Below are 22,209 nucleotides of genomic sequence, written 5' to 3'. Positions count from 1 at the left end.
TTGCGCCGCACGAAAGCCGTATGGCATGCTGCTTTCGCCGACACATGGCGGACGACCGTTCTGCCATACACCTGAGTGCCGGTCATCACCGACGATGGGACCCCTCCATGAGCGACACCCTGGCCCCCGAACCCACCTCTGCGTCCAGCCCGGACCCCGACCCCGTGTCCGAAGCCGCTGGTCGCAAGGCCGGCAAGCGCGACGTCATCCTCGACCCTGCCGAGCCGGGCACCTCCCCGATCCTGGTCAAGGGTCCGCTCTCGCGTCGCTACCTGACCTGGTACACGATCCTCACCATCGCGATCAGCGCGGTCTGGGGCGCCGTGCTCGGGATCATGCTGCCGAACCACGTGCAGCTGCTCGAGTTCGGCCAGTGGTTCACCGGCGCGAACGCCGGAGTCGACCTCCAGAAGCTCACCCTGCTGCAGCAGGCGGTCGACGCGGGCACGACCACCGCGACGGGCGCGCAGGCCCACCAACTCGACCTGCTCACGGGGTTCAACGCGGCACGGGCTCAGTCGCTGGCGATCATCACCTCGATCGGTGTGGTTCTGACGATGCTGGTGCAGCCGGTCGTCGGTGTTCTCGCCGACCGGACGCGCAGCCGCTGGGGCCGACGCGCTCCCTGGATCCTGTTCGGATCGCTGATCGGCTCGCTCCTGCTCGTGCTGATGCGCTTCGCTCCCACGCTCGCTGTGCTGGCGATCGTCTACATGGTCGCGCAGGCGGCCATCAACGCGGCCGTCGGGCCGCTCGCAACCACCGTGGCCGACCGGATGCCCGTCAACCGACGCGGAACGGCCTCGGCTCTCGGCGGGTTCGGCAACTTCTTCGGAGGCCTGCTCGGCGGCCTCGCCGCAGGATCGCTCTTCGCGGTGCTCGGCCTCGACATCTACTTCATCGTGGCGGCGTTCGTCGCCTTCGCCGGAGTGATGTTCGTGCTCTTCGCCCGCGACCGGTCGTCGAAGAACCTCCTCGTGCCGAAGATGAACTGGAAGTCCTTCTTCATCGGCTTCACGATCGCTCTGCGGTCGCGCAACTTCCGCTGGGTGTGGGTGGCTCGCATCCTGCTCAGCTTCGGCTACACGGTGTCGACGGCGTTGAGCCTCTACATGCTGCAGAGCTACATCCGGCCGGCCCTCAGCCAGGTGCAGGCGACCCAGCTGGCGCCGCTGCTCACGCTGGTCGGCGTGCCCATCACGATCATCGCGCTCTTCATCGCCGGCAAGCTCTCCGACAAGCTCGGAAAGCGACGCATCTTCGTCATCGTCGCCTCGGTGCTGATGGCGCTGTCGATGCTCATCCCGATCGTGTCGCCGACCATTCTGGGACTGTTCCTGCAGGCGATCGTGGGCGGTATCGCGTTCGGCATCTACCTGCCGGTCGACCAGGCGCTCTTCATCGACGTGCTGCCCGACGAGAAGGCGGCCGGGCGCGACCTGGGCGTCGCCGGGCTCGGCTCGAATCTCGGCCAGGCGCTCGGCCCCATCCTCGCGGGCGCCGTCGTGGCGACGACGGGCGGCTACGTGGGCGTCTGGATCGCTGCATGCGTGCTCGTGATCCTGGCGGCCGTCGCGATCTTCCCGCTCAAGGGCATCAAGTAGCCGGATGCGCACTGCCGCATCCCGCGCATCCCACCGCATCCGCCCCATCGATCCACAGGAGTGACCCCATGAGCGCAGAACAGAGCACGACCGAACGCACCGGCCTCATCGGCGTCGAGTGGGAGGCGGACGGCGTGGACGAGGTGCACGCGCATCCGTACGTCGACGTCGACGAGTGGCGGGCGAGCCCCGTCGCCCACCGCTACGTGCACGGCGGGTTCACTGGCACCGACACCCGGTTCTCGTTCTACTTCCCCGAAGAGGCGGACTACCAGGGACGGTTCTTCCAGCACGTCACGCCCGTGCCGCAGAGCGAGAACCTCGCCCCGGAGGAGCTCGGCGAGTACAACAAGATCGCGTTCGCGGTCGAGAGCGGCGCCGCCTTCGTCGAGACGAACGGCGGCGGTCCGGATGCCGCGAACCCGTTCTCGGGCATGGATCCGACGATCGGCGCGTACCGCGCCAACGCCGCTGCAGCGCGCTTCGCTCGCGTCGTTGCGCGGGAGCTCTTCGGCGACCACCGCACGTACGGCTATCTCTACGGCGGCAGCGGTGGCGCGTACCGCACGATCGGCGCGGCCGAGAACACCCGCGGTGTCTGGGACGGGTTCGTCCCGTACGTCCCGGGCAGCCCGCTGTCGATCCCGAATGTGTTCAGCGTCCGGATGCACGCCCAGCGCGTTCTCCGCGATGCGTTCTCGGCGATCGTCGACGCGTACGACGTCGGCGGAGACACCGCAGCGCTCGACCTGACGGACGATGAAGCCGCCGCGCTGGCCGAGGTCACGAAGATGGGGTTCCCTCCCCGTTCGTGGTTCGGCTGGCGGACCATGGGCATGCACGCGTTCAGCGTGCTCTATCCGGGCGTGTTGGCGGCCGATCCGACGTATCCGGCGGAGTTCTGGACCGTCGACGGCTACCTCGGCTCCGACGCGGCGTCGTCGGTGCACCGCGATCGTGTGCAGCTGACCACGTCCATCACCGAGCTCGTCGACGAGGGCGCGAGCCGAGGCGATGAACTCGTCGCCGGCGGTGTCGACGAGTCGTTCCTCCACACCGCGTCCGCGGGAACGGTGGTCTCTTCACTGCGACTGGCCGAAGCGCCCAACGGCTGGATCCTCGGTGCGCAGCTCGCCGTCGCAAGCGGGGCGGCTGCCGGCAGTGTCATCCGGTTGTCGGGTGTCGAGGGGGATCTCGCCCGGATCGAGCCCGGCCAGGACGCGATCGTCGCGGCGCTCGCCGTGGGCGACGAGGTCACCGTCGACAACTCGAACTTCCTCGCCGCCCAGACGTACCACCGGCACCAGGTGCCCGGCGCCGAGTACACCGTCTGGGATCAGTTCCGTGGCGACGACGGCGCGCCCCTGTATCCGCAACGGCCGATGCTGCTCGGCCCGCTCTTCACGCAGAGCACAGCCGGATCGCTGCCGACCGGAACGATCTCGGAGAAGATGATCGTGGTCGCGTGCCTGCTCGACCGGGAGGCGTTCCCGTGGCAGGCGGACTGGTACCGCGCCAGGGTCGCTGAGCACGTCGGCGGTGACGTCGACGATCAGCTGCGCCTCTGGTACGTCGACAACGCGCTGCACGGCGACGACGACCCGCAGGAGTTCCCCACGCGCACGGTCGCCTACGTCGGCGCGCTCGAGGCGGCGCTCCGGCAGCTCGCGGCCTGGGTCGAGGAGGGGGTCGAGCCGTCACCGACGACGTCGTACGACGTGGTCGACGGTCAGATCGTCGTGCCGAGCGACGCCACGGAACGGCGGGGCATCCAGCCGGTCGCGTCGCTCACCGTGAACGGCTCCGTCTGCGTGTCTGCGCGAATCGGCGAGTCGGTGTCGGTGCGGCTCGACGTGAAGACCCCCGCCCCCGGCGTCGTGGTCGAGGTCCTCCCGGACTTCGGGGGCACGGGCGTGCTCGGCGACGCGCTCGACCTCGAGGCCGCCTCTCGTGTCGTGGTCGAGCGCGAGGTCGCCTTCGACGCCCCCGGCACGTATTTCGTCGCCGCGCGTGTCGCGGCGCAGGTCGAGGGGGATGCCGCCTCGACGCACGCGCGCGTGCTGAACGTGGCGCGGGCGCGGGTGGTCGTCGAGGGGTGAGTCCGTCCCGTGCACGCACGGTGGTCCAGACTGTGTGTGCACTCATTACGGAGAGAAGGGGCCGCCCATGGCTGAAGCAACGGATCGGATCGCACAGCTCGAGGCCGAGGAGGCCGAGTTGGTGCTCACGGGCTTCGATCGCCGGGATGCCTGGGAACTCGGCAGCCGCCTCGCCCGCATCGCCGTGGAGCAAGGCCTGCCCGTCGTGGTCGACATCCGCACATCGACCGGGATCCTCTTCCACGCCTCGCTCCCGGGCGCGACGGCCGACAACGACAGCTGGGTCGAGAAGAAGTCGCGCACGGCGCTGAGGTTCGAGCTGAGCACGGCGCTGCTCACGGCCCAGGCCGAGCGCGACGACATCCCGTTCCTGTCGCCGGGCTGGCTCGACCCGGCTGTCTACACCCTGGCCGGGGGAGCCGTTCCCATCCGGGTCGCCGGCGTCGGGGTGGTCGCGGTGGCGACGGTCTCCGGGCTCGCCTCCGACGTCGACCACCAGCTCGTGGTCGACGCCGTTCGCGAACTCGCGGGGGCGTGAGCCGAAAGGCCCAGCCCCCTGTCGCGAGCGATGGAGCGGCTCAGGCGGCCGCCAGCGCCTTGCTCTTGATCGAGTCGTACTCCGCCTGCGTGATCGCGCCGGAGTCGAGCAGCCCCTTGGCCTTCTCGATCTCGGCGGCCGGCGACGCCGTGTTCGCCACCGTGCGGATGTAGTCGTTCGTCTCCGTCTGCGCCTGACGCATCTCGCCCGCCCGGCGTTCTGCCATGCTGCGCCCGCGTGCGATCAGGTAGATGAAGGCCGCGAGGAACGGGAAGAACACCAGGAACAGCACCCAGAGCGCCTTCGCCCAGCCGTTCAGGGTGCGATCCCTGAACACGTCGATGATGACGGTGATGAATATCCAGATGCAGGAGATGGCGATATAGAACCAGAAGAACCAGACCAGATAATCCCAGAAACTCATCTCACTGCCTTTCGCTCTGCGACGTGTCGATCACGCCGGGCTGGCTCGAACATAGGGCGGCGCGGCACAGGCGGGCATCACCCGATCCGGGTGATCCGCGTGGCCGGCTACGGGCGCAGGATGCCGAGGTTGCGTGCGACGGAGACCGCGGCGGTTCGCGACGCGACGTCGAGCTTCGAGAAGATGTGCACCAGGTGCGACTTCACGGTCGTCTCGCTGACGACGAGATCCGCGGCGATCTCGCTGTTGGAGCGACCGGCGGCCACCAGGCTCAGCACCTCGATCTCGCGCTTGCTGAGGCTCACCTGAGGGGACCGCATCCGGTCGAGGAGCCGGCCGGCGATCGCCGGGGCGAGCGCGCTCTCTCCGGAGGCGGCCGCACGCACCGCGGCGATCAGTTCGCGCGGCGGGGCGTCCTTCAGCAGGTAGCCGCTCGCGCCCGCCTCCACTGCGCCGAGGATGTCGCCGTCGGTGTCGTAGTTGGTCAGCACGAGCACGTAGGGCGGGGCGTCGAGTGCCCGGATGCGGCGGGTCGCGTCCGCCCCGGTCGCCACGGTTCCGCTCGCACCCGCACCGGTCCCGGCCCCGGTTCCGCCGGCGGCGGGTCCGAACTGCAGATCCATCAGCACGACGTCCGGGTTCTCGCGCTCGGCCAGCGCGACCGCCTCATCGGGCGTCGACGCCTCACCGACGACCGTGAGGCCGTCTTCGTGATCGAGCAGGGCACGCAGTCCGGCGCGCACCACCGGATGGTCGTCGGCGATCACCAGGCGGATCATCCGGCGTCCTCGACCTTCAGGTCGACTGTGATGGTCGATCCGTGACCGGGCTCCGCGTCGATCGTGAGCACCCCGCCCAACTGGTCGACGCGCTCCCTCGCCGCGGTGAGGCCGAAGGAGTCGGAGGCCCCTGACGCCTTCGCGGCGGCGGCCGCGGCGGGATCGAATCCGCGCCCGTCGTCGCTGATCGTCAGTCGCACGGTGTCGGCATCCCGTTCGATCGCGATGGTCGCCGAGCGGGCCTTGGCGTGCTGCACCACGTTCGCCATCGCCCCCTGCGCGATGCGCAGCAGGGCCGTCTGCACGGGCATCGGCAGCTCCAGCTCGTCCGACACCCGCACCTGAACCTCGAGTGCGCTGCTGCGCCACTGCGTGTCCGCCAAGCGGCGGAGGGCGGCGCCGATCCCCTGCTCGACGAGCGCGGCCGGGGTGAGCTCCCGCACGAAGCGGCGTGCATCGGCGAGGTTGGTGGCCGCCGTCTCCCGGGCCAGCCGCACGTATTCGACGCCGGGGCCATCGGGCGCCTCCCGCTCGGCCGCATGCAGCAGCATCTGGATGCTCGACAGCCCTTGCGCGACGGTGTCGTGGATCTCGCGGGCCAGCCGCGCGCGTTCTGCCAGCACGCCGGACTCGCGTTCGGTCGCCAGAAGCTGGTCGCGCGTGGCGATCAGCTCGAGCATGAGCTGCTCCCGTTCCGCGGATTCGCGGGCCAGGGCCCGATAGCCGAGACCGATCAGGATGGCGACCGCTGCGCCGACGAGGGGGCCGACGACCCCGCCGACGGTCCACCCGCCGTGGATGCCGAGGGCGACGATCGCGAGAGCGGTGGCGGCGACGACCGCGATGGGACCCCACCAGCCGGGAAGCAGATGGAGGTAGAGGAAGAAGATCGGGAAGACGAGATACGCGGCCTCGGGGATGAGCCAGACGAGCGCGATCCACTCGACGGACAGCACCAGCAGCCAGAGCAGGGCGCCTCGGCGCGACGACCCGGAGCGGCGGCGAGCGAAGATGCCGCCGGCGGCATACGTCGCGAGCAGGACGGCGCAGAGGGCGACCACCACTCCGCTCGACGGCGTCGGAGAGACCACCGCCCGAACGACGACGATGCCGGTGAGGACGACGAACACCACGTGCAGGCCGGTTCGGAGACCGACGAAGACAGGGGTCAACGCGGTGTGTTTCATCTCACCTCAGACTACGTGCGCGGGGGCGCGGCGGCATCCTTCGAAAGTTCGACGTTTCCGCCCGACCTCTGGTGCGCGGAATCCGTTCGCACGGGTGATGACGGCCGGCCTCGTCCGAACGAGGGTTGAAGGGTCACGTGCTGTGACCCAGAAAGGACCCTCCTATGTTCGTCGCCTGGCGAGATCTCCGCTTCGCCCGCGGCCGCTTCATCCTGATCGGATCGGTGGTCGCCCTCATCACCCTGCTCGTCGGCTTCCTCAGCGGCCTCACCGGAGGTCTGGCCGCGCAGAACGTCTCTGCCGTGCTCGCCCTGCCCGGTGATCGGCTCGTCTTCTCGGAGCCGCCGGCCGGGGAGACGGCATCGGGGGCGAGCTTCTCCGACTCCGCGATCACCGAGGCGCAGGCGGACGCCTGGTCGACGGCGAGCGGGGTCACCGCATCCGTGCCGATCGGGATCAGCCAGACGCGTGCGCAGTCCGAGGGCACTCAGACGGCCGTGTCGATCTTCGGGGTCGGCGCCGGATTCGGCGCAGACGCACCGTCCGAGGACGGCCGACTCGTGCTGTCGGAAGGGGCCGCATCCGGCTTGTCCGCATCGGCCGGCGACACCGTGACGATCGCCGGTGTCGACTACACGGTTGCGAGCGTTCGCGGTGATGGCTGGTACAGCCACACACCGGTCGTCTTCATGACGCTGCACGACTGGCAGCGCTATTCGGCGGCGACAGGGAGCGCCGGCGCCTTCGCGACCGTCCTGTCCGTCACCGGGGACCCGGACTGGTCGGCGGTCGACGCGAACGAGCACACGATCAGCCAGACCCCGCTCGGCTCGCTGACCGCGATCGGCTCGTTCCGTTCGGAGATCGGGTCGCTGCTGCTCATGGTCGCCCTGCTGTTCGGAATCTCCGCGCTCGTGATCGGCGCCTTCTTCACCGTGTGGACGATGCAGCGAACGGGAGACATCGCCGTTCTCAAGGCTCTCGGCGCCTCCACCCGCTCCCTGGTGCGCGACGCCCTCGGGCAGGCGCTCGTGGTGCTCGTGATCGGAGTCGGTGTCGGCACCGGCGTCGTCGCGGCGCTCGGGATGCTCGCGGGCACAGCCCTGCCGTTCATCCTGAGTCCGTTCACCACCCTGCTGCCCGCCGTGCTGCTGATCGCCCTCGGCCTCGCGGGCGCGGCATTCGCCCTTCGTTCCGTCACCTCCGCCGACCCCCTCACCGCACTCGGGAGCAACCGATGATCCAGCTCGACGACGTCACCCTCACCTTCCCCGACGGCGACGGCCGCGTCACCGCCGTCGACCACGCGTCGCTCACAGTGCACCCCGGAACCGTCACCGGGATAACCGGGCCCAGCGGCTCCGGCAAGTCGAGCCTGCTCGCGGTCGCCGCCACCCTCATCCGTCCCGACTCGGGACGGGTCATGATCGACGGGGTCGACGCGGCCCGGCTCGGTGCGCGGGATGCGGGGGACCTGCGGCGCGACCACGTCGGCATCGTCTTCCAGCAGTCCAACCTGCTCCCGTCGCTGACCGCGCTCGAACAGCTCTGCGTGATGAACGAGCTCGGTCGCCGCGGCTCGCGCGCACGACGCGCGGAGGTCGCGACGCGCGCCGAGGAACTGCTCGCAGCTGTCGGTCTCGCCGAACATCGGGACAAGCGCCCGCACCAGCTCTCGGGAGGCCAGCGTCAGCGCGTCAACATCGCGCGGGCACTGATGAACGAACCGAGCGTGCTGCTGGTCGACGAGCCGACGAGCGCACTCGACCAGGAGCGCGGCGCGGCCATCATCGACCTCATCCTCCGTCTCACGGGCGAGCTGAACACGTCGACGCTGCTCGTGACCCACGACCTGGTGCACCTGCCGCGCATGCACGCGGTGCTGAACATGGTCGACGGCCGTCTCGCGCCGGCCGCGCTCCCGGCCCCGGCGCTTCTCTAGGCCCCTCGCTCAGCGGCGCCACCCGCTCAGCGGCGCCACCCGCTCAGCGGCGCCACTCGCTCAGCGGCGCCGCCCGCCCAGCGGCGCGGCCGACGAGGGGTCGTGAATCGTCGGTTCGTCGCTGACAGAACGACCATCTGCATCACCTCGGTACGGACGGAACCCGCACCTGGCTGGCAGCCGCGCGCAGCGGAGCGGTGGGCAGGCGATGATGGTCCGCGGCGTCGTGACGCCGGCGGGTGTCACCCACCGCTATATACTGGTCTATATAAGAGGGGAGGCCGCCGTGGCGATCACATCCATCGACATCGATCCCGACGAGCTTCGCGTCGCGAAGGAGCTGACGGGGGCGACAAGCAACCGTGAAGCGGTCGACCTGGCACTCCGAACCCTGATCGCGGTGAGGCGTCAGCCCGCGGTCGTCGAGCGGATCATCAAGCGGCGGTTCGAAGCCGATCAGATCGATGCGCCGACCATCCGCCCGACCGTCGATGAGCGGCCACACGGCACCCTTGAAGATCCGCGGTGACGACCTACCTCGTCGACAACTCGATCTGGCAGAAGGCATCGCGGAGCGAGCGGATCGCTCAGCGGCTCACGGAGATCTCACCGACGCACCTCATCATCACGTGCCCGCCCCAAGTCCTCGAGTACTGCCATTCCGCCCGCTCGGCCGATGAGTACGCCGAGCTCAGACGAGACATGGATGACTTGCTGCCCGCTCTCGTGCATCCGTCGGAGCAGGACGCCCTCGAGATTCAAGAGGCGTTGTGGGCGCGCGGGATGATGCGCGCAGCCGGAGCGTTCGACTGCCTCATAGCGGCCTTCGCTGTTGTCAACGATGCCGTACTCCTCAACAGCGACCGCGATTTCGGCTACATCGAGTCGGCCACCGGAGGGGCCGTCAAACAGGAGTACGTGCCGGAGTGAGATCGGCGCACTAACGTCGAGGCCCGGTGTCGAGAGTCGGTTCGCGCGCGCCAGACGCCGGCGCCTCGTTCGCGGCCAGGTCCGGCGCGGCATCCGCCTTCTCCGAGCGCACGAAGCCGATGCCGACCAGGATGAGCGCCCCGCCCAGCAGCTGCAGCAGGCCGAGCTTCTCGCCCAGCAGCAGCCACGCGTAGAAGGTCGCCGCCACCACCTCGAGCAGCCCGACGAACGACGCGAGCCGCGAGCCGAGCATCTCGGTGGCGGTGATGCTCGCCGCGTAGGCGACAGCGGTCGCGAAGACCCCGATGACGAGAAGCGGGATCCACCACGCGGTCGCCTGGCCGAAGAGCTGAACGTCGTCGAAGCTCACCTGGAACGGGACGATCCCGGTCGCTCCGACAGCCGCGAGCACCACGCCGCCGATGAGGAGACCCGACGCCGCCAGAGCGACAGGGGGCAGGCCGTCGCTCGGACGGGCGGCGATCACGTAGAAGGCAGCGCAGCCGACCATCCCGAGCACGGCGAAGAAGAGGCCGAGCGGATCGAGCGCTCCGGAGCCGTCAGGGGAGACCACCATCACGAGGCCGGTGACAGCGACGACCGAGCCGATCAGCACCACCGCCTTGGGGGCGTGCCGCGTGAGCGCCCAGGTGACGGCGACCAGGAGCAGAGGTGCCATGTACTCGAGCAGGATGGCGGTGCCGACCGGGATCCGCTGGATCGCCGCGAAGTACACGAGCTGCGTTCCGGCGACGCCGACCAGCGCCATGCCGAGCACCCGCCAGCGTCCGCGCCAGAGCGCCGACCAGCGGCCGCGCAGGGTGATGATTGCGACAGGGGTCAGCACGATGCCACCGATCAGGGCCCGCGCCGCCACGGCCGCAGCCGGACTCCAGCCGGCCTCGAGCATCGGCTTCACAAAGGCGCCCGACAGGCCGAAGGTGGCCGCAGCGACGATCGCGATGAGGAGTCCGAGTGACGTCGAGGTGCGCTTCATGGCAGGTCCTGGTCAGGGTCTAGGTGGATGATGCTCCTGACGCTACGCTTGTCGTGAGTAAGGAGTCAACTTGCATTTTGCCCCTGACACAGAGGACGCGCTCGAGTTCGCCGTCGTGCTCTGCAACACCGTCCCCAGCGCGTCGCGCAGCGGACAAGACGAGCTGGCGACCCCGGATGCGCTGGCTGCCCTCATCGCCGCCAACCGCTACTCAGGGCGTGTCGACCATGACGAGGCCGAACTCCGAGACGTGCACGCGACCCGCGAGCGGCTGCGGCGTACGTGGTCGCTCAACCGGGACGACGCGGCCCTCGAGGTCAACGCGATGCTGGCGGATGCCCGCGCGCTGCCTCACCTGATGCGTCACGACGGCTTCGACTGGCACCTCCACGCCACGGCCCAGGATGCGCCGCTCGCCGAGCGCATCCGCGTCGAAGTGGCGCTCGCGCTGGTCGACGTGATCCGTTCGTCGGAGACCGGCCGCCTGCGGGTGTGCGCCGCCGACGACTGCACGGGCCTGCTGCTCGACCTCTCCCGCAACGGATCGAAGCGCTTCTGCAGCGTGCGTTGCGGCAACCGGATGAACATGGTCGCGTTCCGCAGGCGCCAGGAGTCCTAGGGCTCGGTCGCGATCGAGGGTCCGTGCTAGTGTGGGCCGACCACATGGTCCGACCACACGATCGAACCCGCCACCTGATCGAATCCGACCGAGGAGTGCCGATGCCGACGGAGCCACGCGCTTGGGAGGGCGTGCTCGCCCACATCGAGGCGCGCCTCGTCGACGGGGGTCTGCGGCTGGGTGACCATCTGCCGGCCGAGCGCACCCTCGCGGCCGACCTCGGTGTCGCCCGTTCCAGTGTGCGCGAGGCGATCCGGGTGCTCGAGGCGATGGGGCTCGTGCGCACCCAGACCGGATCGGGACCGAGCTCGGGAGCCATCATCGTCGCCCGTCCGGTCGGGGGCATGCAGGCCCTCATGCGACTGCAGGTCGCCGCGAACGGCTTCCCGGTGGCGGACGTGGTGCGCACGCGTCTGCTCCTCGAGACGGCCGTCGCCGCGGACCTCGCCGAGCGGCCATCCGGCATCGATCTCGCCGATGCGCGGCAGTTGCTCGACGCGATGGACAACCCGGCGCTCACCGCCGAGGAGTTCCTCGCACTCGACGCGCAGTTCCACCTCGCCCTCGCCGAGGCGTCGGGCAACTCGGTCGTCGCCGCCATGATGGCCGGCCTCCGCACGTCCATCGAGAGCTACGTGCTCTCCGGCGCGGCGCGCATCCCCGGCTGGGAGACCATGGCGGCGAGACTCCGCGGCGAGCACCGCGGGATCCTCGGCGCGATCGTCGCGGGCGACGGTCGTGATGCCCGTGCCCGGGTGCACGACCACATCAGCGGCTACTACCGGGATGCGCCTCCCGAATCCGTCGCCTCATCCACCATCCACCACGAATCCCGTTAGGCATCCAGCATGGTCACTCGCCAAGTTCCGAAACCGGCCGAGCTCCTCGAGCTCATGTCGTTCAAGAAGCCCGAGTTCGACGGGAAGAAGCGGCGCCTCCAGAGCGCGCTCACGATCGACGATCTGCGGAAGATCGCCAAGCGCCGCACCCCGAAGGCCGCGTTCGACTACACCGAAGGCGCCGCGGAGGGCGAGCTCTCCCTGGCGCGCGCCCGGCAGGCGTTCGAGGATATCGAGTTCCACCCGTCGATCCTCCGCGACGTCTCGACGGTCGACACGAGCTGCACGATCTTCGGCGGCCCGTCGGCGCTGCCGTTCGGCATCGCCCCGACCGGCTTCACCCGGCTGATGCAGACCGAGGGCGAGGTCGCGGGCGCGGGAGCGGCGGGGGCCGCCGGCATCCCGTTCACCCTCTCGACCCTCGGAACCACGTCGATCGAAGACGTCAAAGCGGCCAACCCCACCGGCCGCAACTGGTTCCAGCTGTACGTGATGCGGGAGCGGGAGATCTCGTACGAGCTCGTGCGCCGCGCGGCGGCCAACGGATTCGACACCCTCTTCTTCACGGTCGACACCCCGATCGCCGGGGCGCGGCTGCGCGACAAGCGCAACGGCTTCTCGATCCCGCCGCAGCTCACCCTCGGCACGATCGTCAACGCCATCCCGCGGCCGTGGTGGTGGTACGACTTCCTCACCACGCCCAAGCTCGAGTTCGCGTCGCTCTCCGCGACCGGCGGCACGGTCGGCGACCTGCTCAACGCCGCGATGGACCCCTCCATCAGCTTCGACGACCTGGCGATCATCCGGGAGCTGTTCCCGGGCAAGATCGTGATCAAGGGCGTGCAGAACGTCGAGGACTCCCGGCGGCTCGTCGACCTCGGCGTCGACGGCATCGTGCTCTCGAACCACGGAGGACGCCAGCTGGACCGCGCGCCCATCCCGTTCCACCTGCTGCCGCAGGTCGTCAAAGAGGTCGGCAACGACACCGAGATCGCGATCGATACGGGAATCATGAACGGCGCGGACATCGTCGCCGCGTACGCGCTCGGCGCGAAGTTCACCCTGATCGGGCGCGCCTACCTGTACGGGCTCATGGCCGGAGGACGGGCCGGCGTCGACCGCACCATCGAGATCCTCAGCGATCAGCTCGTGCGCACGATGAAGCTGCTCGAGGTCGCCTCCCTCGACGAACTCACCCCGAAGCACGTCACGCAGCTGCGTCGACTGATCCCCGTGAACGAGGCCCTCCACCCCGCCGTCACGTCGTAGCCATCGAGTCCGGGAGAAATCAGTCGCGCGATCACTGGCGCCCCGACTTCTCCCGGACTCGATTGCGGCGGGTCACTCGTCGACGATGCCGATGAAGCGGGAGCCGATGCCATCGACCTCGCGGCGGTGGAGGCTGGGCAGCGGGTCGGGCAGGTCGCTCGCCGGATGGTGGTCGCAGCTGAGGTAGGTGAAGTCGGGCCACCACTTCTTGGGGCGGGTCGATTCGGTGAAGCCGCAGACGTCGCAGGTCAGCTGCACCCACACCGGCTTCTTGCCGGTGCGATTGGCGCGCGACTGGACGAGCCAGGCGGGCGGATCGTTCGACAGTTCGGCGAATTCGCTCTCGGTCATCCGGGACGGGATGTCGTGACGCTTCGCCATTTCGAGGGAGATGTCGAGACGGAGGGCCGCCTCCCGCCGGGAGATCATCCGTTCACTCTAGGCGACCGACGGCGTCGCCCGATTGCCCCTCACGCCCTCCGAGCCTATGATCGTTGCGCGTTATGCGAACCGCTTGTTCGATAATCGAACACGAGAGCGACGCACCACCACACGACGAAGTGAGGCAGCCGTGCAGTTCCACGACAAGGGTTATGTCTCCGGTGATCCGCGCATCCAGCCGGCCGCCGGTGTCGGCATCGACCGTGCGAGCGAACTCCCGGAGGTCGTCGACGTGCTCATCGTCGGCACCGGGCCGGCGGGCATGATCGCCGCGGCGCAGCTCTCGCAGTTCCCGGAGGTGACGACGCGCATCGTCGAGCGGCGTGCCGGACGGCTCGAGATCGGCCAGGCCGACGGCATCCAGGCCCGCAGCGTCGAGACCTTCCAGGCGTTCGGATTCGCCGAGCGCATCATCGCGGAGGCGTACCGCATTACCGAGATGGCGTTCTGGAAGCCGGATCCCGTCGATCCGTCGCGCATCGTGCGTGCCGCCGTCGCACCCGACGACCCGTCCGGCGTCAGCGAGTTCCCGCACCTCCTGGTCAACCAGGCGCGCGTGCTCGACTACTTCGCCGAGGTGGCGGCGAACTCGCCGACGCGCCTGACCCCCGATTACGGTCTCGAGTTCCGGGGGCTGGAGGTCGCGGAGGGCGACGAGTATCCGGTCACCGTCACGCTCGCTCACACGAGCGGTGAGCGGGACGGGCAGGAGCGAACCGTGCGCGCGAAGTATGTGATGGGGGCCGACGGCGCGCACAGCCGCGTGCGCGAGGCGATCGGATGCACGATGGCGGGCGACCAGGCCAACCACGCGTGGGGCGTCATGGACGTGCTCGCGGTCACCGACTTCCCCGACATCCGCACGAAGTGCGCCATCCAGTCGGGCTCCGGCGGCAACATCCTGCTCATCCCGCGCGAGGGCGGGTACCTCTTCCGCATGTACGTCGACCTGGGCGAGGCGTCGGGTGAGAACGCGCGTGCCGTGCGCGCGACGACGATCGAGCAGATCATCGCGAAGGCGAACGAGATCCTCCACCCATACACGCTGGACGTGAGGAACGTCGCGTGGCACAGCGTCTACGAGGTCGCGCACCGGTTGACCGACCGCTTCGACGATGTCACCCAGGATGCGATCGGCACGCGCACACCGCGGGTGTTCATCGCGGGCGACGCCTGCCACACGCACAGCGCGAAGGCCGGTCAGGGCATGAACGTGTCGATGCAGGACGGCTTCAATCTGGGCTGGAAGCTCGGTCACGTGCTGGAGGGACGGAGCCCGGAGAGCCTGCTGGCCACCTACTCCGCCGAGCGCCAGGTGATCGCCCAGAACCTGATCGACTTCGACAAGCAGTGGTCGACCCTCATGGCCACGAAGCCGTCCGACCTCGACGATCCGTCGGAGCTGGAGGACTTCTACGTGCGCACGGCCGAGTTCCCGGCCGGCTTCATGACGCAGTACGCGCCGTCGATGCTCATCGCCGAGCCCGCGCACCAGTCGCTCGCGACCGGGTTCCCGATCGGCAAGCGGTTCAAGTCCGCACCGGTCGAGCGCGTGTGCGACGGCAACCCGGTGCAGCTCGGTCACCACGCTCGGGCCGACGGCCGCTGGCGCATCTACGTCTTCGCCGACGCGGCGGCCCCGGGCGCGGCGGCCCCGGGCGCGGAGGCCGCGGGCGCTGCGTCAGCGGTGGCCGGGTTCGCGGAGTGGATCACTCACGCCCCCGACTCCCCGGTCGTCGCCTACACGCCGGAGGGCGCCGACGTCGACGCCTGGTTCGACGTGAAGGTCGTCTACCAGCAGAGCCACGGGCAAGTCGACCTGGGTGCTGTGCCCGCTGCGTTCCTCCCGCGCACCGGTCCGTTCGGCCTGGTCGACTACGAGAAGGTGTACGCCGCCGACCCGCAGCACGACATCTTCGAGCTGCGAGAGATCGACCGCGGCGGAGCCGTCGTCGTCGTGCGCCCGGACCAGTACGTGTCGAAGGTGCTGCCGCTGGCAGCGACGGCGGAGCTGTCGGCGTTCTTCGAGCCGCTTCTGCTCTCCCGTCGTCACGCGACCGCGCGCTAGCACGGGGTTGCGAGGACACCGCGAGCCGCGCGCCGCACCTGACGGCGACCCGCGCGTCAGACCTGCGAGCCGAGCTTGAAGCCGAGCTCGGCGTCGTCCTTGCGCGTGTACGAGAACCCGTCGGCGCCGATCGTCACCTCGGACTCGCGGGCTTCGGTGCGGTGCGTGAGGGCGACCGGTTCGCCATCCAGATCGAGCACCGTCGAGGCATTCGCGTACCAGCTCGGCACGACCGGATTGCCCCACCAGTCGCGCCGCTGGTTGTCGTGCACGTCCCAGGTCACCACCGGGTTGTCCGGATCCCCCGTGTAGTAGTCGTGGGTGTAGATCTCGATGCGATGGCCGTCGGGGTCGAGCAGGTAGAGGTAGAACGCGTTCGAGACGCCGTGCCGCCCGGGCCCGCGCTCGATCCGGTCCGACTGGCGCAACGCTCCCAGGTGGTCGCAGAGGTGCAGGATCTGGCTGCGCTCGTGCGTGGCGAAGGCGATGTGGTGCATCCGGGGCCCGTCGCCGCCGGTGAGCGCCACGTCGTGCACGGTGGCCTTGCGGTGCATCCACGCGGCGTAGACGACATCTTCATCGTCTTTGATGTCTTCGGAGACGCGGAAGCCGAGGCCCTCGTAGTAGTCGCGGGCCGCGGGGACGTCGGGGGTGACGATGTTGAAGTGGTCGAGTCGCGAGATGGCGCCGGCGCCCTGCACGTCGTAGCGGCGGGTGAAGCGCTCGACGTGCTCGGAGTCGTAGAAGAACTCGATCGGGAAGCCGAGCGGGTCCTCGATGCGCACGGCTTCGCCGACCCCGCGCGTCGCGCCGGCCGCGCGACGCTCGACGCGCACGCCGAGCTGTTCGTAGTAGGCGACCGCGGCGTCGAGCTCGCCGGCGCTGCGCACGCGGTAGGCGAGTGCGGCCAGGGCGGGCACCGGCCCGCGCCGCAGGATGAGCGAGTGGTGCAGGTACTCCTCGAAGGCACGCAGGTAGAGCGTGTCGTCGTCTTCGTACGTGACGACCAGTCCGAGAACGCCGACGTAGAAGGCACGGGACGCGGCGATGTCGGAGACGATGAGGTCGGCGTAGGCGGCGCGGATGACGTCGGGCGGCGTGACGGACGGGGTCGGCAGTGCAGGCATGGGCTTCTCCTCGGTGAGTAGCGGCGTCAGTGGGCGGTGGCGCCGAAGCGCGCGGTGTGGACCGGACCGAGCGTGATGTGCACGGCCTGCTGGTGGGTGTAGAAGTCGATGGAGCGGTAGCCGCCCTCGTGCCCGAGACCGGACGCCTTGACGCCGCCGAAGGGCGTGCGCAGGTCGCGGACGTTGTGCGAATTGAGCCAGACCATCCCGCTCTCGACGTTGCGGGCGAAGGTGTGCGCGCGCTCGAGGTCGCGCGTCCAGATGTAGGCGGCCAGACCGTAGCGCACGCCGTTGGCGAGAGCGAGCGCCTCGTCGTCGGAGTCGAACGGCGTGATCGCGACGACCGGGCCGAAGATCTCCTCCTGGAAGATGCGGGCGTCGGGGGCGACGTCGGCGAACACGGTCGGCGCGACGTAGTTGCCGGTGTCCAGCCCCGTCGGGCGCCCGCCCCCGGCAAGCAGGCGACCCTCGGTCTTGCCTAGCTCGACGTAGCTCATGACCTTCTCGAAGTGCTCGGGATGCACGAGCGCGCCGACCTCGGTCGCCGGGTCGTGCGGGTCGCCGACCACGATGTTCCTCGCCCGCTCCGCGTACCGCTCGAGAAACTCGTCGTAGATCGCGCGTTCGACCAGGATGCGGGAGCCGGCCGTGCAGCGCTCGCCGTTGAGCGAGAAGACGCCGAACAAGGTCGAGTCGATCGCGGCGTCGAGGTCGGCATCCGCGAAGACGACGGCGGGGGACTTGCCGCCGAGTTCCATCGAGAGACCCTTGAGGAAGGGGGCGGCGTTGGCGAAGATCAACTGCCCGGTGCTGCTCTCGCCCGTGAACGAGATGAGCGGCACATCCGGATGCTTCACCAGCGCGTCGCCCGCCTCCTCGCCGAGCCCGTTCACCAGGTTGAAGACGCCGTCGGGCACCCCCGCGTCGCGGAAGATCTGCGCCCACAGGCCGGCGGACAGTGGCGTGAACTCGGCCGGCTTGAGCACCACGGTGCAGCCGGAGGCGAGCGCCGGGGCGAGCTTCCAGCTCTCGAGCATGAACGGGGTGTTCCAGGGCGTGATGAGCCCGGCCACGCCCACCGGCTTGCGGTTGACGTAGTTGAGCTGTGCGCCGGGCACCGAATAGGCGTCGTCGGTCTGGGCGACGATCAGGTCGGCGAAGAACCGGAAGTTCTCGGCCGCGCGCTGAGCCTGGCCGAGCGCCTGCGTGATCGGCAGGCCGGTGTCGAAAGTCTCGAGCTCGGCGAGCCGGGCATCCTGGGCCTCGATCGCGTCGGCGATCCGGTTGAGCACCCGCGCGCGCTGGCGTGGCTTCATGCGCGGCCACGGTCCGTCGGTGAAGGCGCGGGTCGCGGCGGCGACGGCCAGGTCGACGTCCTCCTTCTGACCGGCGGCGGCGGTGGCGTACGGCTGGTTCGACACGGGGTCGAGCACGGCGAAGGTCGCGCCGGAGACGCTGTCGACGAACGCGCCGTCGATGTAGTGCTGGAGGTGGTCGGGCAGGTTCTCGGGGACGTAGTGCGTGGCCATGCTGGCTCCTCGGTGGTGTCGGCGGGCGCTCAGTGGTGGCGCTTGTGGACGTCTTGGTAGGCGTGGAAGGCGTCGAGCGTGGCGAGGCGGTGGCGCCGCGCGGCGAGTTCGATCTCGAGGGGGTCGGCGCCGGTCTCGATGAGCCGCACGATCTGCTCGTGCTCGTCCACCGACTCGCGAGCGCGGCCGGGGACGAAGCTGAAGGTCGAGTCGCGCAGCACGGCGAGCCGGTTCCAGCCGCGGTGCACCAGGTCGAGGATGTGCGGGTTGGGGCAATCCTCGAACAGCACCGAGTGGAACTCCTGGTTCAGCTGCGTGAAGCGGTGCGGGATGAAGTCGTCGAGGCACGCGATCATCTCGCGGTTGACATCCCGCGCCCGTCGCAGGTGACCGGCGGTGAGCAGCGGGGCCGAGAGGCGGGTGGCCGCCCCCTCCACCAGTGCGAGCGTCTCCATCGTGTAGCTGTACTCGGTCTCGTGCAGCAGGGCGACCTGGGCGCCGACGTTCTTCTCGAAGGTGACCAGTCCCTCCGCCTCGAGCCGCCGGATCGCCTCCCGCACGGGCACGACGCTGACGCCGAGTTCGCCCGCGATCTGGCCGAGCACGAGGCGGAAGCCCGACACGTACCGGCCGTCGTCGATCCGCTGCCGGATGTGGTCGTAGGCGACCTGGGACTTGCTCGGCGTGACGCTGCCTACTGCTGCTGCCGCCACGCGCGGTACCTCTCTCTCCACTCGGCGTTCATCGGGAAGAGCCCGTCGACACGCTCGCCGCCGGCGACCTGCTCGGCCACGAACCCCTCCTCGCGCTCCTGCTCGATCGCGTCGGCGGCGACCTCCGCGACCAGCGACGGCGGGATGACCAGCAGCCCGTCGGCGTCGCCGACGATCACGTCGCCCGGCAGCACGGTCGCTCCGCCGCACGCCACCGCCACGTCCACCTCCCACGGGACGTGCTTGCGGCCGAGCACGGCCGGATGGGCGCCCGCGTGGTAGGTCGGGATGTCGAGGGCCGAGACGACGGCCAGGTCGCGTACGCCGCCGTCGGTCACGATGCCGGCCGCGCCGTTCACCTGGGCGCGAAGGGCCAGGATGTCGCCGACGGTGCCGCTGCCGCGCTCGCCGCGGGCCTCGATCACGATGACCTCGCCGGGGGCGACCTCGTCGAACGCGCGCTTCTGAGCGTTGAAGCCGCCGCCGTGCGACTCGAAGAGGTCTTCGCGGTTCGGCAGGTAACGCAGCGTCTTCGCCGTGCCGACGACTCGGGCATCCGGATGCGTCGTGGTGAGGCCGTCGATCGACACGTTGTTCAGGCCGCGCTTGCGCAGCTGCGAGCTGAGCGTGGCGGTGGCGACGCTCGCGAGCTGCGCGCGCAGGTCGTCGGAGAGCGACCAGGGCCGCGCTTGTGGTTCCGCGGGTGTGCCCCAGGCCTCGGCCCGCTGGACATCGTCGACGGACGGCTGCGCCCCATAGGCGCCGAACGGGGTGTCGCCCGCGACGATCCGCGTGGTCAGCCGTCCACTGCTCGGCGCGCCCGGCGCCGTCGGTGCGTCGACCTCGACCTCGACCACGTCGCCGGGGCTCGTGACGGACGACCCGGCGGGAGTCCCCGTGAGGATGACATCGCCCGGCTCCAGGGTCAGGAGCTGCGACAGGTCGGCGACGAGCTGGCCGAACGGGAAGAGCAGGTCGTCGGTGCTGCCCTCCTGCACCAGACGGCCGTTCACCCAAGTGCGCACGCGCAGCGCGCCGGGGTCGACCGTCTCGGCCGGGATGACGGAGGGCCCGAGCGGCGTGAAACCGTCACCGCCCTTGGAGCGCACGTTGGACCCGCGATCCGCGCTGCGCAGGTCGTAGAGCCCGAAGTCGTTCGACGCCGTGACACCGGAGACCGCCGCCCAGCCGTCCTCCGGGGAGACGCGTCGGGTGCGGCGCCCGATGATGAGCGCGATCTCGCCCTCGAACGCGAGCAGCTCGGTGCCCGCCGGGCGCTCGAGCTCGCCGCCGGTCGCGGCGACGGAGGAGGCCGGCTTGAAGAAGTACGAGGGTGCGGCGGGGGTGCGCCCGCGCTGCGCCGCCCGTGAGCGGTAGTTGAGGTGCACGGCGATGATCTTGCCGGGGCGCATGACGTCGGTCATCGGGTCACTCCGCATCCGAGCCGGTGTCGTCGTCGGCGTCGGCGTCGACGCCGGCATCCGCGATGAAGCGGTCGGCCAGAGCCTCGGACGACCGGGCGAGCAACGTCACATCCGCGCCGACCAGCACGAAGGCCGCGCCCGCCTCGACGTAGCGGTCGGCCATCGCGGGATCGAAGGCGTTCACGCCGACCGGTGTGCCGGCCGCGATCCCGATGCGGATGACCTCCTCGACGGCGGCCACGACGTCCGGATGGCTCTGCTGCCCGAGCAGGCCCATCGAAGCGGCGAGGTCGGCCGGTCCGACGAGCATCGCGTCCACGCCATCCACCGACGCGATCGCCGCGGCATCGGCGAGGCCCTCCACGGTCTCGATCTGGACGGTGAGCGAGACGAGGTCGGCTGCGCGCCCGACGTAGTCGTCGATGCGGCTCCAGCGCGACGACCGGGCGAGCGCGCTGCCGACGCCGCGCATCCCGAGCGGCGGGTAGCGCACGGCGCGCACCATCTCCTCCGCGCGGGCGGCGCTGTCCACCATGGGCACGAGGATGTTCTGCGCGCCGAGGTCGAGCAGCTGCTTGACGATGACGGGATCGCCGATGGGCGCACGCACGATCGGGACGACCGGATACGCGGCGACGGCCTGCAGCTGCGCGAGGATCGACTCCAGCGAGACGGGGGAGTGCTCGCCGTCGATCAGCACGATGTCGAGACCGCTCCCCGCGCAGATCTCGGCGACGAGCGCGCTGCCGGAGCACGACCAGATGCCGAACAGCGGTCGGTCGGTCACCGTCAGGTGGTCGGCGAAGGTGGGCGTCGGCTCCTGGGAGTGCGCGCTCAGACGAATCGGCATGTGATGGCTCCCAGGGTTCCGTAGTCGGCGTGGATGGTGTCGCCGCGTTCGACCCACAGCGGGCGGGTGAACGACCCGGCGAGCACGATCTGCCCGGCTTCGAGGCGGCCGCCGTGCTGCGCGAGCTTGTTCGCGAGCCAGGCGACACCGGTCGCCGGATGGTTCAGCACTGCCGCGGCGAGGCCGGACTCCTCGATGGTCTCGTTGCGGTAGAGCAGGGCGCCGACCCAGCGGAGGTCGACCTTGTCGGGCGCGACCGGACGGCCGCCGACGACCATCCCGCCCATCGCTGCGTTGTCGGCGATCGTGTCCACGATGGTGCGGCCGGTCAGCTCGATGCGCGAGCTCAGGATCTCGAGGGCCGGCACGACGTACGAGGTCGCCGCGAGCACGTCGAACAACGTGACATCCGGACCTTCGAGCGGCGCGCCGAGCACGAAGGCCAGCTCCACCTCGATGCGCACGTTCGAGTACTGGTCGAACGGGATGACCGCACCCGTCTGGTGCATCATGTCGTCGAAGATGGCGCCGTAGTCGGGCTCGGTGATGCCGGTGGCCTGCTGCATCACCTTGGAGGTCAGGCCGATCTTCCGGCCGACGAGCCGGCGTCCGTCGGCGACGCCTCGCTCGACACGCAACTGCTGCACGGCATACGAGTCGTCGACGGTCATGCCGGGGTGTCTGGCTGTCAGCAGCGGAACGGTGGTGTGCTCCCGCTCGGCCGTCGCGAGTTCGTCGGCGATGGCCTGGATGGTCGGGGTGTCGAGCATCCGGCGGATCCTCTCGCTCGTCTGGCGCCTCGTCGTCGAGGCGCAGGGCGATTGTATACG

The 22,209-nt window shown here is 69.8% G+C and carries 22 protein-coding genes; 11 read left to right on the top strand and 11 right to left on the bottom strand.

Translation table 11 applies throughout. From position 1 onward, the window contains the following. The first annotated feature begins 107 nt into the window (after positions 1 to 107). The 3 genes from AC1DB1_RS02445 to AC1DB1_RS02435 all read left to right on the top strand — a co-directional run bounded on the left by AC1DB1_RS02445 (position 108) and on the right by AC1DB1_RS02435 (position 4,241). Positions 108 to 1,604 carry an MFS transporter gene (locus tag AC1DB1_RS02445; protein WP_271176904.1) on the top strand — a complete coding sequence of 499 codons (1,497 nt, stop codon included), beginning with the start codon at positions 108 to 110 and terminating at the stop codon, positions 1,602 to 1,604. A 68-nt stretch (positions 1,605 to 1,672) separates the two neighbouring features. Further along, positions 1,673 to 3,703 (top strand): hypothetical protein, encoded by a 2,031-nt coding sequence (locus AC1DB1_RS02440; RefSeq protein WP_271176905.1) that lies wholly within the window; start codon positions 1,673 to 1,675, stop codon positions 3,701 to 3,703. A 67-nt stretch (positions 3,704 to 3,770) separates the two neighbouring features. After that, a complete protein-coding gene (locus tag AC1DB1_RS02435) occupies positions 3,771 to 4,241 on the top strand; it encodes a heme-binding protein (protein WP_477199655.1) in 471 nt (156 codons plus the stop codon). A gap of 40 nt (positions 4,242 to 4,281) precedes the next feature. Here AC1DB1_RS02435 and AC1DB1_RS02430 read toward each other — a convergent pair whose 3' ends face one another. From AC1DB1_RS02430 to AC1DB1_RS02420, 3 genes are all read right to left on the bottom strand, one after another. Beyond that, complete coding sequence (locus AC1DB1_RS02430) at positions 4,282 to 4,665, bottom strand: SHOCT domain-containing protein (protein ID WP_477199654.1); 384 nt, start codon at positions 4,663 to 4,665, stop codon at positions 4,282 to 4,284. 107 nt (positions 4,666 to 4,772) lie between these two features. Continuing rightward, a complete protein-coding gene (locus AC1DB1_RS02425; RefSeq protein WP_477199653.1) occupies positions 4,773 to 5,444 on the bottom strand; it encodes a response regulator in 672 nt (223 codons plus the stop codon). After that, positions 5,441 to 6,631: a sensor histidine kinase gene (locus tag AC1DB1_RS02420; protein ID WP_477199652.1), complete on the bottom strand. Its 1,191-nt coding sequence runs from the start codon at positions 6,629 to 6,631 to the stop codon at positions 5,441 to 5,443. Before AC1DB1_RS02420 ends, AC1DB1_RS02425 begins: the two co-directional genes overlap by 4 nt. Before the next feature lie 164 nt (positions 6,632 to 6,795). Between AC1DB1_RS02420 and AC1DB1_RS02415 the strand changes: the two genes are divergently transcribed. The 4 genes from AC1DB1_RS02415 to AC1DB1_RS02400 all read left to right on the top strand — a co-directional run bounded on the left by AC1DB1_RS02415 (position 6,796) and on the right by AC1DB1_RS02400 (position 9,503). Beyond that, a complete protein-coding gene (locus tag AC1DB1_RS02415; protein WP_271176910.1) occupies positions 6,796 to 7,872 on the top strand; it encodes an ABC transporter permease in 1,077 nt (358 codons plus the stop codon). Next, a complete protein-coding gene (locus AC1DB1_RS02410; protein ID WP_477199651.1) occupies positions 7,869 to 8,573 on the top strand; it encodes an ABC transporter ATP-binding protein in 705 nt (234 codons plus the stop codon). The genes AC1DB1_RS02415 and AC1DB1_RS02410 overlap by 4 nt, the downstream gene beginning before the upstream one ends. Positions 8,574 to 8,781: 208 nt before the next feature. After that, the gene (locus tag AC1DB1_RS02405) at positions 8,782 to 9,102 is read left to right on the top strand and encodes a type II toxin-antitoxin system VapB family antitoxin (RefSeq protein WP_477199650.1); all 321 of its coding nucleotides are present in this window, start codon (positions 8,782 to 8,784) and stop codon (positions 9,100 to 9,102) included. Then, positions 9,099 to 9,503, top strand: coding sequence for a PIN domain-containing protein (locus tag AC1DB1_RS02400; protein ID WP_477199649.1), 405 nt, complete (start codon positions 9,099 to 9,101; stop codon positions 9,501 to 9,503). Before AC1DB1_RS02405 ends, AC1DB1_RS02400 begins: the two co-directional genes overlap by 4 nt. 10 nt (positions 9,504 to 9,513) lie before the next feature. Here the strand turns inward: AC1DB1_RS02400 and AC1DB1_RS02395 are convergent, their stop codons facing one another. Further along, positions 9,514 to 10,500, bottom strand: coding sequence for a DMT family transporter (locus AC1DB1_RS02395; protein WP_477199648.1), 987 nt, complete (start codon positions 10,498 to 10,500; stop codon positions 9,514 to 9,516). A 70-nt stretch (positions 10,501 to 10,570) separates the two neighbouring features. Between AC1DB1_RS02395 and AC1DB1_RS02390 the strand changes: the two genes are divergently transcribed. The 3 genes from AC1DB1_RS02390 (at position 10,571) to AC1DB1_RS02380 (ending at position 13,227) form a co-directional block, all read left to right on the top strand. Next, positions 10,571 to 11,119, top strand: coding sequence for a CGNR zinc finger domain-containing protein (locus tag AC1DB1_RS02390; RefSeq protein WP_477199647.1), 549 nt, complete (start codon positions 10,571 to 10,573; stop codon positions 11,117 to 11,119). 101 nt (positions 11,120 to 11,220) lie between these two features. Then, positions 11,221 to 11,958 carry a FadR/GntR family transcriptional regulator gene (locus AC1DB1_RS02385; protein ID WP_477199646.1) on the top strand — a complete coding sequence of 246 codons (738 nt, stop codon included), beginning with the start codon at positions 11,221 to 11,223 and terminating at the stop codon, positions 11,956 to 11,958. 9 nt (positions 11,959 to 11,967) lie between these two features. Then, a complete protein-coding gene (locus AC1DB1_RS02380) occupies positions 11,968 to 13,227 on the top strand; it encodes an alpha-hydroxy acid oxidase (RefSeq protein ID WP_477199645.1) in 1,260 nt (419 codons plus the stop codon). Positions 13,228 to 13,299: 72 nt separating this feature from the next. On the opposite strand, the gene AC1DB1_RS02375 is transcribed toward AC1DB1_RS02380, so the two are convergent. Further along, positions 13,300 to 13,656, bottom strand: a complete 357-nt coding sequence (locus AC1DB1_RS02375; protein WP_271176918.1) for a DUF5997 family protein — start codon at positions 13,654 to 13,656, stop codon at positions 13,300 to 13,302. Positions 13,657 to 13,798: 142 nt separating this feature from the next. Between AC1DB1_RS02375 and AC1DB1_RS02370 the strand changes: the two genes are divergently transcribed. Next, positions 13,799 to 15,736 (top strand): FAD-binding monooxygenase, encoded by a 1,938-nt coding sequence (locus AC1DB1_RS02370; protein ID WP_477199644.1) that lies wholly within the window; start codon positions 13,799 to 13,801, stop codon positions 15,734 to 15,736. A 56-nt stretch (positions 15,737 to 15,792) separates the two neighbouring features. On the opposite strand, the gene hpaD is transcribed toward AC1DB1_RS02370, so the two are convergent. From hpaD to hpaH, 6 genes are read right to left on the bottom strand one after another with little or no spacing between them, the layout of a single operon-like run. After that, positions 15,793 to 16,863, bottom strand: a complete 1,071-nt coding sequence (gene hpaD, locus AC1DB1_RS02365) for a 3,4-dihydroxyphenylacetate 2,3-dioxygenase (RefSeq protein WP_477199643.1) — start codon at positions 16,861 to 16,863, stop codon at positions 15,793 to 15,795. A 26-nt stretch (positions 16,864 to 16,889) separates the two neighbouring features. Continuing rightward, positions 16,890 to 18,392 carry a 5-carboxymethyl-2-hydroxymuconate semialdehyde dehydrogenase gene (gene hpaE, locus AC1DB1_RS02360; protein WP_477199642.1) on the bottom strand — a complete coding sequence of 501 codons (1,503 nt, stop codon included), beginning with the start codon at positions 18,390 to 18,392 and terminating at the stop codon, positions 16,890 to 16,892. Positions 18,393 to 18,421: 29 nt separating this feature from the next. Further along, on the bottom strand, positions 18,422 to 19,105 hold the full coding sequence (locus tag AC1DB1_RS02355; protein ID WP_477199641.1) for a GntR family transcriptional regulator: 684 nt from the start codon (positions 19,103 to 19,105) through the stop codon (positions 18,422 to 18,424). Beyond that, the gene (locus tag AC1DB1_RS02350) at positions 19,087 to 20,529 is read right to left on the bottom strand and encodes a fumarylacetoacetate hydrolase family protein (RefSeq protein WP_477199640.1); all 1,443 of its coding nucleotides are present in this window, start codon (positions 20,527 to 20,529) and stop codon (positions 19,087 to 19,089) included. The genes AC1DB1_RS02355 and AC1DB1_RS02350 overlap by 19 nt, the downstream gene beginning before the upstream one ends. Positions 20,530 to 20,533: 4 nt before the next feature. After that, complete coding sequence (locus AC1DB1_RS02345) at positions 20,534 to 21,379, bottom strand: HpcH/HpaI aldolase family protein (RefSeq protein WP_477199639.1); 846 nt, start codon at positions 21,377 to 21,379, stop codon at positions 20,534 to 20,536. Further along, the gene (hpaH, locus tag AC1DB1_RS02340; protein WP_477199638.1) at positions 21,364 to 22,149 is read right to left on the bottom strand and encodes a 2-oxo-hept-4-ene-1,7-dioate hydratase; all 786 of its coding nucleotides are present in this window, start codon (positions 22,147 to 22,149) and stop codon (positions 21,364 to 21,366) included. Before hpaH ends, AC1DB1_RS02345 begins: the two co-directional genes overlap by 16 nt. Positions 22,150 to 22,209 lie beyond the last annotated feature (60 nt).

The organism is Leifsonia sp. 10N434, assembly GCF_056394405.1.
Note: the sequence above shows the minus strand (reverse complement) of the source record. Positions and strands in the feature narration are given on the sequence as shown.